Genomic DNA, 17771 nt, shown 5'->3' on the forward strand with positions numbered 1-17771 from the left:
ACAAGAGAGCCCCGGCCCTGAAACCTGAATGAAGCAGGCTGCATGGCAGGGGCTTTTGCGTGGGTTAAACCATCAAGTCCTGGTCTTGACTCCGCTGGAACGCCGGCTGGCGATGGTGGTCAGTACGGCGGCAATGATGATCACCGCCCCCGTGGAAGCCTGTACATAAAACGAAGGCACCTGGGCCAGGGTCAGCAAGTTATTGATGACGCCAATCAGCAACACGCCGCTGACCACACCGACGATGGTCCCCCGCCCTCCCCCAAGGCTCACCCCACCGATCACCGCCGCCGCGAACGCCGAGAAGATGATGCCCTGCCCCTGGGTGGTGACCGCCGAATCCAGGCGTCCGGTCATCATCACCCCGGCCAGCCCGGCCAGCAGTGCGGCAAAGATAAACGCCGACCAGATGACTTTATCGACATTGATACCCGCAGCCCTGGCCGCTTCTTCATTACCGCCAATGGCGTACAGCGCCCGGCCGTAGCGATGGTATTTGAAGATCACCCCAACCACCGCCGCGATGGCAATAAACACCAGCACCGACAGCGGAACGCCAAGGACTTTTTCCGAGCCCAGGAACGTCAGTGCCTTGCCTGGGGAATAGATCGAGCGACCATTGGAGATGATCAATACGCCGCCGCGCAGCAGTACCAGCAGACCCAAAGTCGAAATGAACGGGTTCAGTCCGACCTTGACCACCATGAAACCGTTGAACCAGCCGATCGCACCGGCGACCCCGAGCGCCACCACCAGGCCCATCCACGCCGGCAGTTCCAGGCCCAATCCGCCGACCGCGGCAGGCACCAGCGTCACGGCGGCAAACATCGGGGCGAAACCGACCACGCCTTCCAGCGACAGATCCAGACGACCGATGAGGACCACGAATGTCAGGCCAATGGTGGTCAGCCCCAGCACACTGATCTGCTCGAGAATGTTCACCAGGTTGGTGGCGGTCGCGAAGCGCGGCGCGACGATCGCACCGATGATCACCAACAGCAGGATGACGGGGTACATCGTATAACCGTCGGCGACAAAAGACGTGCCGAATGCCGCCAACCTGGAACGGCCTTCGGCCGGCTTTGTGAGTTTGGAGTTGCTAACCATATCTGTGCTCATAGGACACCTTCCATCCGTAATACCAGATCTTTTATTGTGTAGTCGCCCACGAGCTGGTCTTTGACCTCGTCGTCAAAGACGATGACGACTCGATTCGCCAACTGGGCGATTTCATCTTCTTCGTCCGACACCACCACGACACCCAGCCCCTCGCGAGCCAGGTTCCGGAGCAGCGCATAGAGTTGCTCCTTGGCACCGACGTCAACACCGCGCGTGGGGCTCAGCGCCACGACGATGTCAGGGCTGCGGCACAGCGCTCGGGCAAAGACGACCTTCTGCTGGTTGCCGCCGCTCAGTTGGCTGACAGGCTGCTCGAGGGTCGAGGCAACTACGTGGGTCTGTTGCGCCAACCGCTCGACGTGTTCGGTTTCGCCCTGCTTGCTGATAAAGCCGAAGCGGTTGGACAAGATGTCCAGCCCACCGATCACCACGTTTTCGCGCACCCCCAGCAGCCCCACGTACCCGCTCACATGCCGGTCGGTGGGCACCAGCCCGATCTTGGGCAATGGACCGCGTGGATTACTGATGTGTCCCTGCTCGGGTTTGCGCTGGCCTGCCAGAATCATCGCCAACGCCTCCTTGCCGCCACCAACCGGCCCGGCCAGGGCGACAATCTCACCGGCGCGCACTTCAAAATCGATGACATTTTCCGAGCGAGGACCGATACGAATGCCCTTGGCCTGGATCAGGCTCGGCTGCCGCTCGCGGGTGTAGTCTTCGCGAATGCTGCGTAGCGTCTTCTTGCCCATCATCAAATCAGCGATGGTGTCCACATCGAGGCCGCCCACAGGCTCACGCTCGCGCACGACCTGGCCGTCACGAAGAATGGTAACGACGTCGGCGATCTCGAAAATCTCATCCAGGTGATGGGAAATATAGATGAACGACACCCCTTGGGCCTTGAGTGCCCGCACCTGTTCGAAGAGGATCTTTTTCTCGGCGTTGCTCAGTGCCGCGGTTGGCTCGTCGAGAATCATCACCGGCACACCACGGCTGAGCGCCTTGATGATTTCCAGCAATTGCCGGGTGCCTGCGTCCAACTCGCCTACAAGCGCATCGGCACGAATGTCGATGGCCCAGTTATTCAGCAGTTCCTCGGCCAATGCCAGCGTGCGGGCACGGCTGACCGTGCCGAACTTGCCGCGGACCCTGGGGTTTTCCAGAAACAGGTTTTCGGCCACCGTCAGCAGGTTGAACAGCTGCGGCGTCTGCTGCACATGGGCGATGCCCTCGCGGATTTTTGCCGCGTAATTCTGGGCGTTGGCCGTGACCTGGGTACCGGCGATTCTGATCGTGCCCGAGTCCGCGGGCGTGAACCCGCTCATCGTGGAAACCAGCGTGCTTTTTCCTGCGCCATTACGCCCCAGCAGCGCATGGACTTCTCCGCGCATGAGAGTGAAGTCCACCCCGCGCAAAGCGCGGGTAGAGCCAAAGGTCTTGGCGATATTGCGCATTTCGACGATGGCGCGCGGGGCGTCGTTGCTATTCAGATTCATGGTTTCAACCCTGTGTGCGGCTTACTTGTTGACCATGTTGGCCCACAACTGGGGCGACTCCACGTTGGCCAACGTCACCAGCGTGGCCTTGAGCTGATACTGAGGCCCCACGGGGGTATCAACGATTTGGCCATCGTCACGCGGCCCGATTTCGATCTTGCCACCCTTGGAGACCAGGTTGATCAACTCGGCGGTTTTCGTCGCATAGGCATTGAGCGGCTGGGAGATCGTCGCATCCAGTGCCTTGCCGCGGATCAACTGCAGGCCCTGAGGGGTGCCATCCACGGCGATGCGAATAATCGAATCAGGGCTACCCACCGACGCGCCTTTGCCGGCGGCATTGACCTGCGCGTTGACCGCCGTGGCCATCAACTCGGAAGCCATGAAAATGCCGCTCAGGGAAGGAACCTGGGTCAAGACGTTCTGGGTGGCATCGGCAGCCATGTCGGCCGTCCAGTCGGTGGGCCGCTGGATCAGTTTCACCGCAGGCGCCAGCCCTTGCATTGTCTGCGCGAAGCCTTTGGAGCGATCCAGGCCATTGGGCGTGGTCAACCCGCCTTGCAACTCAAGAACCGTGCAGGTGTGGGCCGCCCAGCACTTTTTGCTGCTCAGGCGGTTGACCATTTCCTTGGCCGCCTGGGCACCGGCATCGACGTTATCGGCACGGATCGAAGCGGTGACTTTGCCCCCCGAAGGCACATCGTCGATGGAGAACACCAGCACATTCGCGGCATTGGCCTGCTTGATCACCGGCACAATGCCAGCGGCGTCGATCGGGGCAAAGACAATGGCGTTGGCGCCGTTGGCAATCAGGTTTTGCAAGGCATCCACCTGGGCGGTCACATCGCCGTTCGGATCAGGGGCGCCCAACAGCGTGAACCCTTTGGCCTGGAACGCCTTCTTGGAAAGGTCCAGCATCAGCGTCTGGAAGTCGTCTTTGAGGAATTTCGGGGTAAAACCTACCCTGACTTCAGGATTGCTTTGGGCTTGGCTCGTGCCTACCCCCATGGCCAGTACCAATGCACTGGCGACCAGTGTAGATACCGCGTGCTTATGCTTCGTGGACAATTTCATATTCTTCCTACTCTTTATTGTTATTGGAAGCCGCCGCGACGCGCACCCGGTTTTCCCGGTTGGCATCGCCAGCGTTTTATCGTGAAAGTGAACGCAGACTGACGTCCTGATCAATCCGATATTTCGGCCACTCGCACCAAGCGACGCTCGTGCAACGAGAGATACGCCGCTTCAGCAAGGATCAACGCCTTGCGACCGTCCTCGAAGCTGGCCAGCGGTGCAGCGCCTTTCTCCACGCAGTCGACAAAGCCGTCGATCTCAGCCATAAACGCCTCGTGGTAGCGCTCCAGGAAGAAGAACTGGTAAGGCTCGCTGGTTTCCACCGTGGTGCTGGTGAAGCGGCGCAGTTCATGGGGCTTGCGGTTATCGGAAATCAGCATGCCCTTGTTGCCCAACAGCTCTACGCGCTGGTCGTAGCCATACACCGCGGCGCGCGAATTGTTGATGATGCATTGCTTGCCCGAGTCGGTGCGCAGGATGAACATCGCGCTGTCCACTTCATTGAGCTCTGCACCCAACGCCGGATCGACCAGCGCATTGGCCAGCGCAAAGACTTCGGTCGGCTCTTCGCCGAGCATGAAGCGGGCAAGGTCGAAGTCATGGATGGTCATGTCGCGGAACAGGCCACCCGCCGCTTCCAGATAGGCACGCGGTGGCAGGCCTGGGTCACGGGAGGTAATGATGACCTGGTGCAGGTCGCCGATTTCGCCGTTGAGCAAGGCAGTACGAGCGGCACTGTGACCTGGGTCGTAACGGCGGTTGAAACCGATCTGGATCGGCAGCCGGGTATTGCCGATTTTCGCGGCACAGGCATTTACCCGCTCAAGGCTCAAATCGATAGGTTTTTCGCACAGCACAGCCTTGCCCGCGGCGATGGCTTTCTCGATGTAATCCGCGTGGGTAGGGGTGGCGGTGGCAATCAGTACCGCGTCCACTTCCGAGGAGGAGAAGATTTCCTCGGCCGTTTGTGCAGCAGGAACGCCAAGCGCCAGCGCGACCTTTTCGGCCGAAGGGCGATGAACGTCATAGACAGCGACCAATTGAGCTCGGGGGTGTTTGGCAACGTTATCAGCGTGCATCTGGCCGATACGACCACAACCCAAAACGGCAATGCGTAGCATAGGTTTCTCCTGACGTGATGCATCTCTGCATCTGTTTTTTGTTCTTGAGTGAAGCGAAATATCTTGCATCCTCACATCGATGTCAATATAAATTCCACACCAACAAAAAACGCAATTTTCATTGCAGAGGAGAATTTCAGATGAAACGATTTGAAGGCAAGATCGTTGTCGTGACCGGCGGGACTCAGGGGCTGGGGGCTGCCGTCGCCAAGCATCTGGCTAACGAAGGCGCAGCCGGTATCGTGACCTGCGGCCGTAGCACCACTAAAGGTGAGGCCGTCGCCCGCAGCATTCGCGAGCAAACAGGTTGCGCGGTGCATTTCGTCCAGGCCGACCTCGCAAAGGTGGCCGATTGCCGCAACGTCATCAAAACCGCAGACGAGATCTTTCAGCGCATCGATGTGCTGGTCAACGCAGCAGGCCTGACCGAGCGCGGGGACATCCTGAGCACCGATGAAGACTTGTTCGACCGCATGTTCGCGGTGAACACCCGAGCACCGTTCTTCCTGATGCAGGAAGTGATCAAGCGCATGATCCGCGACGACATCGAAGGCTCAATCATTAACATCGGTTCGATCGTTGCCCACGCGGGCCAACCCTTCAATGCCTCGTACTGCGGTTCCAAGGCGGCGCTAGCCACCCTGACCCGCAATACGGCGTTCGCCGCCATGCGCAACCGGATTCGCGTGAACCAGCTGAACATCGGCTGGATGGCGTCCGATGGCGAAGATCGTATCCAGCGTGAATTCCACGGTGCCGATGATAATTGGCTGGCCGAAGTCGCGGCGCAGCAACCGTTCGGGCGTCTGCTCGCCCCTGAGGAAGTGGCCAAAGCAGTGGCGTTCCTGGGCTGCGAAGAGTCGGGGATGATGACCGGATCGGTGGTCAACTTCGACCAGTCGGTGTGGGGCGCTTACCAGTACGGGCCGCCCACGCCCGAAGCGAAGCTAGCTCTCTAAGCGACGCGCGATGAGTCAATACCCGTTCCGGCCAAGCCGACCCCATATCGTTCCGCCGCCGTGACGGGTAGCCTCAACCAGCGCAATTGAACTTGGTGTGGACCAGAATGGGTGTCGGGGCCGGCACTGCCGCCACGCCTTCGGTCGCCCCTTTTATCCAGCGCACCGCCGCTGCGGTCTCGCCCACGAAATCGTGGGAAATCACGTAATTCATGACACCTGCCTCCAGCATCGCCCGCGTGTGAACGGTCAGTTCGTGGCCGACGAACATGGGCCGCTGTTCCGCCGCAAGACTATCGATGGCCTGGGCAACCCCTCGGTTGGCGCCCGCAACGTTGTAGATGGCCGCCGGATAACCATACTTGTTGAAATAGCGCGTGAGCTGATCGCGGGTGGTTTGCGGGCGATCATCAGACATCACCCGCTCATCGATCTTGAGGTAGGCAAACTCGCCGCGAAGCACCCGCCTGAAGCCCATCTCCCGCTCTTGCTGGCAGCGAAACGGCACACTGGTCACCAGCAGTATCTTGGCAGGTTCCTTGGGCAGGGCATTGCCGATCAACAGGCCGGCGACACTGCCTGCCGCGTATTGGTCGTTTCCCACGTAGGCGCTGCGCCCCGAATTGGGAAGGTCGGTAGTCAGGCAGACCACCGGAATGCCCAGACTGCAAAGCTTGCGAATGGCCCGATTGATCGCCGGGTGTTCGCGTGACACCACAATCACGCCATCGGCCGACGCGCCCTGCGCCTGGACCTGATCGGCAAACGCGCCGGGGTCGACCTGATTGGTCGGCACATAATGACCGTGCACCACGACCCCTGGCGTAGAGCTGTTCACCTGCGCCTCGGCGCTGGCCAGGGTGGCATTGAAGGTTTCCCCCGAGTCGCAGAACAGGCTGATGTGCAACGTCCCCTTGCCATCGGCCAGGTCCCGCTTGAGCTTGTCCAGCGCCGCCAGCACTTTCAGGCGGGTGCCGTCGCGCACCCCGGGACGGTTGTTCAGCACCCGGTCGACCGTGGCTGGCCCCACCCTTGCGATCCTGGCTATCTCGTTGACGGTAGGCCCCTTCCATACATGTCCCAGTGCTTCACGAGCCATACCAGTCACTCCTGACAATGATGGAATTCCAATCAAAGATAACCAAGATACGCCGTTTATATCCAGATCCAGCATCAGGCTCATTTGATTGGAATCACATCAGAAACAGGCGATGGTAGTCGTTGAAGGATGATTTCGCGCTGCAGATAATCGCCCCACAACAACCAAAACAAACTTTGCAAGGATCGCCCCACATCATGAGCATACGAATTGCCGTCATCGGCGCCGGCATCATGGGGGCGGATCACGCCCGTATCATCGCCCAGGACCTGCCGGGCGCCACCTTGCAGGTGATCTGTGACGCGTCCCCGGAGCGCGCCCGGGAAATCGCCGAGCGTTACGGCGCCGCAGACGTTTCCAGCGACCCGATGCAGACCCTGGCGCGGGCCGATGTGGATGCGATCATCATTGCCAGCCCCGACGAGACCCATGCCGTACTGTCGATGGCCGCGATCAATGCCGGCAAGCCCGCCCTGTGTGAAAAGCCACTGTCGCAAAGTCCGGAAGAATGCCTGGCCGTGATCGACAAGGAGACATCCCTGGGCCGCCAGTTCGTGCAACTGGGCTTTATGCGCCGCTTTGACCCGGCTTACCGGGAAATGAAAAGCGCCTTGCAGGACGGTGTTATCGGCCGCGCGGTGATGATGCACAACTTCCATCGCAACGTCGAAGCGCCAGCCAACTTCAGCGGGCAGATGGCAATCAGCAATTCCGCACCCCATGAATTCGACGTGGTGCGCCATGTGCTCGACACCGAGTACAGCGCCATTTCGGTGTTCCAACCCGCGCGGCGGTCGACTCTCGGCGTGGGCGCCCCGGTGTTCATGGTGCTGGAAACTCGCGACGGCCACTTGGTGAACATCGAAATCAACAACAACGCCCATTACGGCTACGACGTACGCGGCGAGTTGGTGGGCGAGCAAGGTTCGGTGCAACTGGCCGGCCCCGTTCACACCCGGGTCAACACCCAGAGGCAGGCCGCAGAGCGCTATGCCGCTGACTGGCGCCCGCGCTTCGCCGAGGCCTACCGCCTGCAAGACAAGGCGTTCCTGGCGTTCGTCAATACCGGTGTGTTCCCGGCCCACGCCGCCAATACCTGGGATGGCTACTGCGCCGCCCTGGTCGCCCAGGCAGGGATTCAGGCCTTGAGTGAAGGCCGCCGCGTCAGCTTGCGCGCCCTAGACACCCCCGCCCTGTACTTGTCACGCGAAGGAGCCTTGTCATGAAACTGGGATTTGTCACCGACAGCCTGGGCGCGCTGCCCTTTCGGGACGTGCTCAGGCACGCAGAACGACTGGGGGTCTCTGGCCTTGAAGTGAACACCGGCGGCTGGTCCACCGCACCACATTTCAACCTGGCGCAGATGCTCGACAGTGCCGCGAATCGGCGCGAATTCAAGCGCGCTTTTGAAGAACACAACCTGGAAATCATTTCCCTCAACGCCAACGGCAACCCACTGCATCCCACCCAACCGGAACAGGGCCAGTGCCTGAAGGACACCATTCGCGTGGCAGGTGAACTGGGGATCAAGACCGTCTGCGCGATGTCCGGTTTGCCCGAAGGCCAGGCCGGCGACCGCATGCCCAACTGGGTGGTGGCGTCCTGGCCGCCGGAGACCCAGACCATTCTGCGCTACCAATGGGAAGAGCGGCTGCTGCCATTCTGGAGCGAAATCGCCGACCTGGCCCAGGCACATGGCGTGGAGCGCATCGCCCTGGAGTTGCATGGCAACCAGTGTGTGTACAACGTGCGGGCGCTGCTGAAATTGCGCGAGGCCATCGGCCCGGTGATCGGCGCCAACCTCGACCCTTCACACCTGTTCTGGATGGGCGCCGACCCGTTGGTGGCTGCCGAGGCACTGGGCGAGGCGATCTATCACGTGCACGCCAAGGACACCTTGCTCAACGCCCCACTGCAGGCCGTTGATTCACTGCTGGAAAACGGCTCGCTGATGGATATTCCGGCGCGCAGCTGGTCCTACATCACCCTCGGTTTCGGCCACGGCGAGCAATGGTGGCGACAGTTCTGCTACCGCCTGAAAATGGCCGGCTACGATGGCTGGCTGTCGGTTGAACACGAGGACGTGCTGCTCAACAGCCTTGAGGGCCTGGAAAAATCCGTGGCCCTGCTCAAGGGCGTGATGCCGGTTGCCGCCGGCGACTTCAAACCCCAGGCCATCTGACCCTGGCCGAGAAAATAATACCGTCGACCAGACACGAAAAAGCCCTTGTTCCCGGCACCAGGGCTTTACCGCTCAAGCAAGCTGAAAGCCATGACGTAGAGGGTCTTTATCGTCGACAAAAATAGTGTTGTGCCCGGTAATCTGCGCCCTGACGCCCGACATGATGTCGTGCCCCCTGGGCTCAAACATCAGCGCGGTTCGCACCCAGTCATGCTCGCGAACAAAAATCTCCCGGCGCTCGGCCATCGAGACCGACGGCAACAGCGGGCCACCGCCGGCCACCACTCGAACCGGATTGCCGCAGGCATGTGAGTCAATGCAAAAAAAGCTGCGTCTCATACTGGAACCCTTTCAAAGAAGCTTGCCTGGGGAGTGACGCTGCAAGGCGCCGCGTGACAGGCGATCCAGCAGCAGCGCAACGGCGACAATCGCCAGGCCGGCACGCAGCCCCAGGCCCATCTCCATCCTAGAGAGACCTCGCGTCACTTCCGCGCCGAGACCGCCGGCCCCTACCAGGCCTGCCAGCACCACCATTGCCAAGGACATGAGGATGCATTGGTTGAGACCGACCAACAGCGTTGGCGCGGCCGTCGGCAGCTCAATCTTGAACAGGATGTCCCTGGGCGAAGCCCCGGACGCCTGCCCCAGCTCAAGCAAATCTTTTGGCAACTGCTTGAACGCCAGGGTTGTCAGCCTGAGCATCGGCGGAATGCCATAAACAATGGTCGCGATAATGGCCGGTACCCGCCCCAAGCTGAACAGCATCACCGCGGGAATCAGGTAAACCCATGGCGGTACCGTCTGCATAATGTTGAGGATCGGCAGGAACGCTTCATCCACCCGCTTCACCCGGGCGGCCAGTACGCCGAGTGGAAAGGCAATGGCCACCGATATCAGAACCGCAACCGAGACCAGGGCAATGGTCTGCATGGAGGCGACCCAGAGGCCGGAGAACAAGCAAAAAGCCAACATCAACGCCGCGAATACGGCAACGCGTTTGCTGGCCAAAAAGAACGCGCCGACAACGACGATACCGATGAACAGATACGGGTGGGGAGCCAGTAACGTGGCCTCTACCGCCCCCAGCACCGCCTCGATGACCTGGCTGATCCCTTTGAACAAACCGTGCAGATGGGTGTTCAACCAGTCGACTGCAGGTGCCAGGAACTCGCCCGGGGAAAATTGGATGTCAGGGGTAGTCATTGGCTTTCTCCCAGTCGCGAGCGTGCAGCGTGCTGCGCCAACCGATCCAGAATCATGGTCAGAATGACAATGGCGATGGCCGCATTGATCGATTTGGCAATATCCAGGGTGCGAACCGCTGCGTAAATCGACTCACCCAGGCCGCCGGAGCCGACGATGCCGGCAATCACCACCATGCCGAATGCCATCATCAAGCTCTGATTCACCCCGGCCATGATGCTTGGCTTGGCGAATGGCAAGCGGATCTTGAAGAACATCTGCCAAGCGGTGACGCCACTGGCCTCCCCCAACTCGATAAACTCCCGTGGTGTCATGCGAATCCCCAGGGAGGTCAGGCGTATGGCCGGCGGAACGGCCACGATAAAGGTGGCCAACAGCGCCGTGGCCGGGCCGTAACCGAGCAAGGCGATGGCCGGCAATAGATAGATGTAGGGCGGCATGGTCTGGATCAGATCCAGCACCGGGTCGACAACACGATCGACTGACGGTGCAAGGCCCGCCAGCACGCCCAATGGAATCGCGACCAACAGCGCGAGCACTGTGGCCGTCAGCACCAGGGCAAGGGTGCTGACCGTCTCCGGCCACAAACCGATCACGTTGCAAAACAACAACGCCAAACCCGCGAGCAGCGCGAACCGAACGCCGACCACCCGCCAGCCTATCAACGCAATGGCAATCGCGATGAGGTAATACGGCGGATAGGCAATACACCAGAGCACGCTTTTGTAAATGCCCGCCAGCAGTGCGTTGACGGTGTCGAACAAAAACTCGCCGTGATCCGATAGCCATTCCAGGCTCGAGTCGACGACCGCGTCGAACTGATTGGAAAAGTCCGGGATGCTCATGTCGATGCCTCCAGAACAGTCGCTGTGGACAAAGCCGCGAACTCATTCGGAATGCCTTGAACGCCACGCAGCAGATCGCGCGGCGTAATGATCCCGACCACTGCACCGTTATCAACGACCGCAAGCGCATCGCGCTCGGACCTCATCGTCAATCCGATGAGCTCGTTGATATCGGCGCCGAGAGAGGTTTTGCTGAGCCTGGAGATGTCGCAACCAGGGTTCGCCACCGTGTACGCCTCTACAGGTGTCATAACCGAATGAGCCCTGACCAGATGCAGCCTGGAAATGCCCGCCACGAACTCCGCAACGTAGTCGTCAGCCGGATTGAGAACGATCTCCTCGGCAGTACCTACCTGGATGATCACGCCGTCCTTCATGATCGCGATGCGATCACCGATGCGGATCGCCTCGTCCAGGTCGTGGGTGATAAACACGGCGGACTTGCCCAGCTCCTTGGTCAATTGGCGAAACTCATCCTGCAACTGCCTGCGAATCAACGGGTCAAGCGCACTGAACGGCTCATCCATCAAGATCACTTCGGGATCGGCGGTGATGGCTCGTGCCAACCCCACGCGCTGCTGCATACCGCCAGACAGCTCGCTGGGATAACGCGCGGACCAATCGCTCAAACCGACCTTGGCCAACGCCTGCTCGGCCACTTTGTAACGTTCTGCCTTGCCCACGCCCTGCACTTCCAAGCCGAAAGCGGTGTTCTCCAACACGGTTCGATTGGGCAACAACGCGACGCTCTGAAAGACCATGCCGATATGACGTGCCCTCACCTCACGAAGCTGTGCCGCGCTAAGGGCTGACAGATCCTTGCCTTTAACCAGGACCTTCCCTGAGCTCGGTGTGATCAGCTTGTTGAGTAGCCTGATCAGGGTGGATTTGCCACTGCCGGACAAGCCCATGATGCAAAAGATTTCGCCGCGGCGAACCTGAAGACTGACGTCGGAGACGCCGACCACGCAGCCGTAGTTTTGCAGGATCTGGGTCTTGGTGAGCCCCTGCTGAACGACAGCATTCATCGCAGCAGGTGCGGCTTTACCGAAGATTTTCCAGACTGACTGGCAATCTATCAGCACTTCGTTGGTGTCTATTTTGGCCGTTGTCATTTTCGTAACCCGTGAACCAGTTTTCTGGCTTCTCTAATGAATCAAAGAGCGGCAGTGGCAATAAAACAAAGGTTGCAATCAGTTCTTGATGTTTTCCCAACGTTTGAGCAACTCGGTGTGGCTATCGGTCCAATCCTTGACCGCCTGCTCCATGGTCTTGCCATCCTTGACTTCAGCATTCATCGCGGTGATATCCGCAATGGGCACATACACGCTGGCCATCAGTTCGCGGACACGCGGATTGCCTTCGGCAAAGCCCTTGTGGCCAATCCAGTAGTAGCCCTGCAACGGCGGGAAAATGCCTTTGGGATCTTTCAGGAATTTAAGATTGAATTTCTTGGTCATCCAGGACGGATCCCAAACCGTTACGGCTACCCACTCTTTACGGTCGACGGCCGATTTCAACGCCGCGGTCATGGCGGTGGTACTGCCCTCGACCAACTTGAGCTTGAGGTCATAGGCCTTAACCACATTGTTGGCATCGCTCATCAGCCCCGAGCCTGGCTCGATGCCGATAATCTTGCCGCCGAGTTTTTCCGAATTGGCATTCAGCTGGTCAATGGAATCAATGTCCACATAGCTGGGTACCGCCAGGCCTTGGTAAAGGCCGAAGGAAACGGGCGATAATTTTTCGATCTTGTTCTTGTTTTTGTTCCAGTAATCGTTCGCTGCATAGTCCGTCTGCGACGCCAGGACCTGAACGTCACCCTTACTTAACGCAGCATAGGCAATGCCCCACTCGGCAAACTCCACAACTTTCACGGTATAGCCAGAATCTTCCAGCACCTTCTTGGTAATTCCCGTGATCGGCGTCAAATCCTCCCAAGTCATCGTCCCCATGGTGATGTTTTTTTCTTCGGCGTGAACGGGCAAACACATAACGCCAGCCACAGCGACAGCGCAGAATGCCTTCCAAATCTTTTTCATGGCGTACTCCGATCTACGGTTAAAACTAGAGATTAGGCTTTTATGAAATAAAAGCCGGTTGTTTGGAACCCTTTAGCCCTCTCGCCCTGCTCTCAGCGCCTGCCAATGAATGACTGAATTAACACCCAGCTTTGTGAGTAACTTGGGTGGCAGCCTACTTGGCCCCGGCGCTTGACTAAAACTTTCTAACATTCTGGAATTCGTACCCGTGGCCAAGTCGGCGGCCAGCACACCCGCCAGGGTGCTCTTCACCGTTCCCAAGCCGTTCTCGCAACAGGCCGAATACAGGTTTTCTTCTATTTCGCCAAAGGCAGGAGCGCTATTGCGGCTCAAACAGAGACGTCCAGCCCAACTAAATTCCAGCGGTGTCGATTTCAACTCGGGAAACCGCGCATCCAGGGAGTGCCGCTGTTCTTCAGCGACGGCCGCCACACGCCTGGATGTCACCTGAATGCTCGGGTCATAGGTGAACTTTGTCCGGATCACAATGCGCGAAAGACCCTGTGAGGTTATTTTCCGAACGGTCGCGCCCATGGGGTCGGCGGGCAACAACGCCCATTGATCCCTACCGCTGACGGGTCGTTCAAACTCTTCATGACTATAAGCCGCGGTCATCGATGCATAGGTAAACACATGCAACAGGCGACCTTGAAAATGGCCAAAGTCCTCGATATGGCCATTGACGGCGAGAATGACCTTGGGCGCGCTGATCACCCCACGGTGAGATTTCGCCCGCCAACTATTTCCCGACCTGGACAGCTCAATAATCGGTGAACGCTCATAAAGACTGATGTGCTTATCCAGGCCAAAGGCCAGATCCCTAATATATTGAGCGGGCTGAATCATTACCGCGCCAGGCGTGTAAAGCCCACTGTGGTAATAACGTGAGCCGGTGATCGCCTGCATCTGTTCGGCATCAAGTAGTTGGTATTGCTCGCCAATGCTTTTAAGCGACTGGGCATAGTTATCATTGAGCTTCACGCCCCGCTCCGTGGCCGCCGCATTGATCTTTCCAGACGGATCAAAAGTCTGCGCGGACATTCCGTATTCACGTGCCGCGTCAGCTGCAAAAGCGATGGCAAAGCGGTTCTGGGCGATTTCCAATGCGCTGGCAGACTCACCCGCCACCGAATACTCCCCGGATGAAAGACTGTGAGGCACATCGATCATGAACCCCGAGTTTCTGCCTGCCGGGCCCTTCGCGACTTCATGGGCATCCACGACCGCGATGCTATCGCCGGGATGCAGTTGTGAAAGTCGGCGAGCGGCGGAGAGGCCGGCAAAACCGGCACCAATAATCAGCCAATCCGCCGTCACGGTTCCATCAAGCATGCGGACAGGCACAGTGCGTGTGGAGATCGCCTCCCACCCTGAAACCCCGGTATCGACCGGAAGGCGCTTGATGGTGTGGGTGCTCATTTTTCGGTCTCTTCATCCGACCGATCAGACACATCGATCCAGATGGTTTTGATTTCGGTGTATTGATCGTGAGCAAAAATCGATTTGTCCCGACCGCCGAACCCCGACGCCTTGTAGCCACCAAAAGGCGTGGACGCATCGCCCTCGCCAAAGCAGTTCACGGTGACGATTCCGGCGCGAATCTCTCGCGACAGTTTGATTGCGCGTCGCAGGCTGCCGGTGTAAACCGATGCGGCCAGGCCATAGACCGTGTCATTGGCCAGGGCAATCGCTTCGGCGATCGTGTTGAACGTGGTGACCGAAAGAATCGGGCCAAAGATCTCTTCCTGGAACAAGCGGCTCTGGCGATCGACACCGTCAATCACTGTCGGCTCGACAAAGGCCCCCTCTTTAGTGCCGCCGCCGTACACAACCTCTAGTTTTCCAGCGTTGGCATGTTCGAGGTACGACTTCACTTTGGCGAAATGCTCGGGACTGACCAGTGCTCCGACACGGTTCTGCGGATCAAGGGGATCGCCCATTTTCCATTCGCGGATGTAGGCACCCATACGCTGCAGCAGCTCATCCTTCACCGACGCGTGGACAAGCAGACGCGAGGTCGCGGAACAGTTCTCGCCCATGTTCCAGAACGCGCCGTTGACGACATGCTGGGCAACCAGATCCAGGTCTTGCGCATCGTCCATCACCACAGCCGGATTTTTCCCGCCGCACTCGAGGACGATACGTTTCAGATTCGAATCGGCCGCGTAATGCAGGAACCGCCGACCGGTGGCGGTCGAGCCAGTGAAGCTGACCATGTCGACGTCGTGATGCAAGCCGATTGGCTCGCCGACATCCTTGCCGGTACCCGTGACAATGTTGAGCACACCGGCGGGGACGCCGGCCTCAAAGGCGAGCTGCGCGACCCGCAATGTCGTCAGCGTGGTCTGCTCCGCGGGTTTGACGATAACCGAGCAACCCGCGGCCAGCGCCGGGCCGATTTTCCAGGCCAGCATCAACAGCGGGAAGTTCCAGGGCAGCACGCAGCCGACCACGCCAATCGGCTCGCGAACAACCAGGGTCAGTGCGTCATTGCCCACTGGAGCGGTGTTGTCATAAATCTTGTCGATCAACTCCGCGTGCCAGCGCAGGGTGTGAATCGTATCCGGCACATCGACCAACTGACATTCACTGACGGGCTTGCCACTGTCGAGGCTCTCAAGCACGGCGAGTTCGTGTTGATGGTGTTCAAGCAGATTGGCGAATTTCAGGAGAACGGCTTTTCGCTCCCGGGGAGAAATCAATCTCCAGCGCCCGTCCGCAAATGCCTCTTTGGCGTTACTCACCGCATAATCGACATCTGCCGACGCGCAGGCGGCGACATCGGTCAGGTACTCACCGGTCGCCGGATTGGTCGTGGCGAACGTCTTGCCAGAAATCGCGGGTTTGAACGCGCCATTGATGAAGGCGTTGGCAGGGAACGAAATAGCCTTGGCGATGGCGGCATATTCAGCCTTGCTCAGAAGATCACCCATGGCTGGCTCCTGAAGCGATGCTTGCTACGTTGCGTTTCAACTCGGCGATGACCGATTTAAGCTTTTGCTTTTCTTCTGTATCGAGAGGCTGAAGCGGCAAACGCACGTCACCGACGTTCAGCCCGTCAAGCTCGCAACCATACTTGATCGACTGCACGAACTTGCCGGCATCCAATGCATTCATCAGCGGCATCATCGCCGACATGATCTGGCGGCCTTTGTCGAAGTCTTTCTCGATCACACAGGCTTGATAAAGTGCCACATGTTCCTTGGGCAGGAAGTTAGACCCGGCACACACCCAGCTTCTGGCGCCCCATGCAAAAAACTCCAGTGCTTGATCGTCCCACCCACAGGACATGGCAATCTGCGGGAATTTGCGCGCCAGCAGATGAACACGGCCCATGTCGCCGGAGCTTTCCTTGATCGCCACCACGTTTTTCGATTGGCTCACACGGGTGAGGTAATCTTCGTCCATCGACACGCACATGCGACCAGGGTAGTTGTAAAGCATGATCGGCAAATCGGCGGCGCGATCGATAGTCAGTGCGTGTATCGCGTTTTCCTGAGAAGTCGGCAGCGCGTACGGCGGAGAAGTGACGAGAATGGCGTCTGCTTGGATGGCTTTGGCATCCTTCGCGTACTGAACCGCCTCTTCAGTGCGAATGGCCCCGGTACTAATGATCAGTTGCACCCGCGTGCCGATGAGGTCTTTTGCGTAAGCGGCCAGTTCGGTGCGCTCTTCTGAAGTCTGCGCATAATATTCGCCAGTCGACCCGCCGATAATAATGCCGTGGACCTTCGCCTCGATCAGCGACTCCAAGACTTGCGAGTAGACACTCCAGTCTATTTCCCCATCCGGCTTGTAAGGCGTGATCGCTGGCGTATAAATACCTTCAAATTTCAAGACGATTTCTCCGGAAATGAATTGCGTGGAAGATCAACGAGCGCGTCCGCCTTGATGCCTTGCGGGGCGATAAAAATTTCCATGTTTTCTCGGGACAGCTCCCAATGTTCAAACACCAGATCAACGACGGCGCCTTCATCACGACGCTCAAGGGCCTCGATAAATAAATCATGGTGCCCCGCGGACAGCTCAAGACGTTCTTCCATGTCCTCGTTTTGAGGTCGGAAAAATGTATTGCCGATTCGCGAGTGATCAATGAGCAATCGTTCCAAACTGGGTTGGAGATATTGGTTGCCGGCCATTTCGCCCATGATCGCGTGAAAACGATTGTTCTCGACGACCATCGCCAATGCCTCCCTTGACGTGGTGGCCAGGCGGAACCGGTGCTGGGTGTCCTTCAGATCAATCAGTTGACGCGGCTTGAAATTTTGCACCGCCAGGCGGCCGATGGCCGCATACATCATCGGTGCAACCAGGAAGAAATTACGCAGGGTCGAGTGATTCATTGGAATCACCCGAGCACCGCGGTTTTCCCGAATATCGACATAACCTTCACCGGCCAAGCGGCGGAAGACTTCGCGTACGGGCGTTCGGGACAAGCCATAACGTTCGCTGAGAATGACTTCATCCAGCGCTTCGTCGGGATCCAGTTCCATTGTCAGAATTTGCCGTTTCAGGTCTTCGTAGAGACAAGTTTTGCCGTTTTTCACAAACGACCTCCTGAGGTAGTTTTGGGGTCAGGCGCGGCTGACCGATGAGTCGAGACTCGCATGGGTTTTAGAGACGGTCAATAG

General features: G+C 58.6%; 16 protein-coding genes and 1 pseudogene. 3 read left to right on the top strand and 14 right to left on the bottom strand.

What is annotated here, in order from left to right; genetic code table 11:
- Positions 1-72: 72 nt before the first annotated feature.
- From AC07VG_RS02345 to iolG, 4 genes are all read right to left on the bottom strand, one after another.
- A complete protein-coding gene (locus AC07VG_RS02345) occupies positions 73-1119 on the bottom strand; it encodes an ABC transporter permease (protein WP_277378071.1) in 1047 nt (348 codons plus the stop codon).
- Positions 1116-2615: a sugar ABC transporter ATP-binding protein gene (locus AC07VG_RS02350; protein WP_152739851.1), complete on the bottom strand. Its 1500-nt coding sequence runs from the start codon at positions 2613-2615 to the stop codon at positions 1116-1118. The genes AC07VG_RS02345 and AC07VG_RS02350 overlap by 4 nt, the downstream gene beginning before the upstream one ends.
- Positions 2616-2636: 21 nt before the next feature.
- Positions 2637-3689 carry a sugar ABC transporter substrate-binding protein gene (locus tag AC07VG_RS02355; protein WP_495020378.1) on the bottom strand — a complete coding sequence of 351 codons (1053 nt, stop codon included), beginning with the start codon at positions 3687-3689 and terminating at the stop codon, positions 2637-2639.
- 110 nt (positions 3690-3799) lie between these two features.
- Positions 3800-4810, bottom strand: coding sequence for an inositol 2-dehydrogenase (iolG, locus tag AC07VG_RS02360; protein ID WP_152739849.1), 1011 nt, complete (start codon positions 4808-4810; stop codon positions 3800-3802).
- A gap of 140 nt (positions 4811-4950) precedes the next feature.
- On the opposite strand from iolG, the gene AC07VG_RS02365 reads away from it, so the two are divergent.
- Complete coding sequence (locus tag AC07VG_RS02365) at positions 4951-5769, top strand: SDR family oxidoreductase (RefSeq protein ID WP_495000385.1); 819 nt, start codon at positions 4951-4953, stop codon at positions 5767-5769.
- 73 nt (positions 5770-5842) lie between these two features.
- On the opposite strand, the gene AC07VG_RS02370 is transcribed toward AC07VG_RS02365, so the two are convergent.
- Positions 5843-6868: a LacI family DNA-binding transcriptional regulator gene (locus tag AC07VG_RS02370; protein ID WP_495020379.1), complete on the bottom strand. Its 1026-nt coding sequence runs from the start codon at positions 6866-6868 to the stop codon at positions 5843-5845.
- Between the two features lie 197 nt (positions 6869-7065).
- Between AC07VG_RS02370 and AC07VG_RS02375 the strand changes: the two genes are divergently transcribed.
- On the top strand, positions 7066-8094 hold the full coding sequence (locus AC07VG_RS02375) for a Gfo/Idh/MocA family oxidoreductase (protein ID WP_152739846.1): 1029 nt from the start codon (positions 7066-7068) through the stop codon (positions 8092-8094).
- Positions 8091-9050: a sugar phosphate isomerase/epimerase family protein gene (locus AC07VG_RS02380; protein ID WP_152739845.1), complete on the top strand. Its 960-nt coding sequence runs from the start codon at positions 8091-8093 to the stop codon at positions 9048-9050. Before AC07VG_RS02375 ends, AC07VG_RS02380 begins: the two co-directional genes overlap by 4 nt.
- Before the next feature lie 150 nt (positions 9051-9200).
- Here the strand turns inward: AC07VG_RS02380 and AC07VG_RS02385 are convergent.
- The 9 genes and pseudogenes from AC07VG_RS02385 to AC07VG_RS02425 all read right to left on the bottom strand — a co-directional run.
- A pseudogene (locus AC07VG_RS02385) lies at positions 9201-9389 on the bottom strand (proline racemase family protein); the annotation flags it as partial.
- Positions 9390-9401: 12 nt separating this feature from the next.
- Positions 9402-10253, bottom strand: a complete 852-nt coding sequence (locus tag AC07VG_RS02390; RefSeq protein WP_495020380.1) for an ABC transporter permease — start codon at positions 10251-10253, stop codon at positions 9402-9404.
- A complete protein-coding gene (locus AC07VG_RS02395; protein WP_495000381.1) occupies positions 10250-11098 on the bottom strand; it encodes an ABC transporter permease in 849 nt (282 codons plus the stop codon). The genes AC07VG_RS02390 and AC07VG_RS02395 overlap by 4 nt, the downstream gene beginning before the upstream one ends.
- Positions 11095-12213: a quaternary amine ABC transporter ATP-binding protein gene (locus tag AC07VG_RS02400; RefSeq protein ID WP_495000380.1), complete on the bottom strand. Its 1119-nt coding sequence runs from the start codon at positions 12211-12213 to the stop codon at positions 11095-11097. The genes AC07VG_RS02395 and AC07VG_RS02400 overlap by 4 nt, the downstream gene beginning before the upstream one ends.
- A 78-nt stretch (positions 12214-12291) precedes the next feature.
- Positions 12292-13140, bottom strand: a complete 849-nt coding sequence (locus tag AC07VG_RS02405; RefSeq protein WP_495000379.1) for a glycine betaine ABC transporter substrate-binding protein — start codon at positions 13138-13140, stop codon at positions 12292-12294.
- Between the two features lie 72 nt (positions 13141-13212).
- Positions 13213-14559 (bottom strand): NAD(P)/FAD-dependent oxidoreductase, encoded by a 1347-nt coding sequence (locus AC07VG_RS02410; protein WP_495000378.1) that lies wholly within the window; start codon positions 14557-14559, stop codon positions 13213-13215.
- The gene (locus AC07VG_RS02415) at positions 14556-16073 is read right to left on the bottom strand and encodes an aldehyde dehydrogenase (RefSeq protein WP_495020381.1); all 1518 of its coding nucleotides are present in this window, start codon (positions 16071-16073) and stop codon (positions 14556-14558) included. The genes AC07VG_RS02410 and AC07VG_RS02415 overlap by 4 nt, the downstream gene beginning before the upstream one ends.
- Positions 16066-16977, bottom strand: coding sequence for a dihydrodipicolinate synthase family protein (locus tag AC07VG_RS02420; protein ID WP_495020382.1), 912 nt, complete (start codon positions 16975-16977; stop codon positions 16066-16068). The genes AC07VG_RS02415 and AC07VG_RS02420 overlap by 8 nt, the downstream gene beginning before the upstream one ends.
- Positions 16974-17687, bottom strand: a complete 714-nt coding sequence (locus AC07VG_RS02425; RefSeq protein WP_177103715.1) for an FCD domain-containing protein — start codon at positions 17685-17687, stop codon at positions 16974-16976. Before AC07VG_RS02425 ends, AC07VG_RS02420 begins: the two co-directional genes overlap by 4 nt.
- Between the last annotated feature and the right edge of the window lie 84 nt (positions 17688-17771).

This window comes from Pseudomonas sp. GW821-FHT03C07, assembly GCF_059420925.1.

Bases quoted from the DNA above. Each gene is read 5' to 3' on its own strand.
- AC07VG_RS02400 (WP_495000380.1), bottom strand. From the start codon at position 12,213: ATGACAACGGCCAAAATAGACACCAACGAAGTGCTGATAGATTGCCAG.
- AC07VG_RS02350 (WP_152739851.1), bottom strand. From the start codon at position 2,615: ATGAATCTGAATAGCAACGACGCCCCGCGCGCCATCGTCGAAATGCGC.
- AC07VG_RS02365 (WP_495000385.1), top strand. From the start codon at position 4,951: ATGAAACGATTTGAAGGCAAGATCGTTGTCGTGACCGGCGGGACTCAG.
- iolG (WP_152739849.1), bottom strand. From the start codon at position 4,810: ATGCTACGCATTGCCGTTTTGGGTTGTGGTCGTATCGGCCAGATGCAC.
- AC07VG_RS02370 (WP_495020379.1), bottom strand. From the start codon at position 6,868: ATGGCTCGTGAAGCACTGGGACATGTATGGAAGGGGCCTACCGTCAAC.
- AC07VG_RS02345 (WP_277378071.1), bottom strand. From the start codon at position 1,119: ATGAGCACAGATATGGTTAGCAACTCCAAACTCACAAAGCCGGCCGAA.
- AC07VG_RS02415 (WP_495020381.1), bottom strand. From the start codon at position 16,073: ATGGGTGATCTTCTGAGCAAGGCTGAATATGCCGCCATCGCCAAGGCT.
- AC07VG_RS02375 (WP_152739846.1), top strand. From the start codon at position 7,066: ATGAGCATACGAATTGCCGTCATCGGCGCCGGCATCATGGGGGCGGAT.
- AC07VG_RS02355 (WP_495020378.1), bottom strand. From the start codon at position 3,689: ATGAAATTGTCCACGAAGCATAAGCACGCGGTATCTACACTGGTCGCC.
- AC07VG_RS02390 (WP_495020380.1), bottom strand. From the start codon at position 10,253: ATGACTACCCCTGACATCCAATTTTCCCCGGGCGAGTTCCTGGCACCT.
- AC07VG_RS02380 (WP_152739845.1), top strand. From the start codon at position 8,091: ATGAAACTGGGATTTGTCACCGACAGCCTGGGCGCGCTGCCCTTTCGG.
- AC07VG_RS02405 (WP_495000379.1), bottom strand. From the start codon at position 13,140: ATGAAAAAGATTTGGAAGGCATTCTGCGCTGTCGCTGTGGCTGGCGTT.
- AC07VG_RS02395 (WP_495000381.1), bottom strand. From the start codon at position 11,098: ATGAGCATCCCGGACTTTTCCAATCAGTTCGACGCGGTCGTCGACTCG.
- AC07VG_RS02410 (WP_495000378.1), bottom strand. From the start codon at position 14,559: ATGAGCACCCACACCATCAAGCGCCTTCCGGTCGATACCGGGGTTTCA.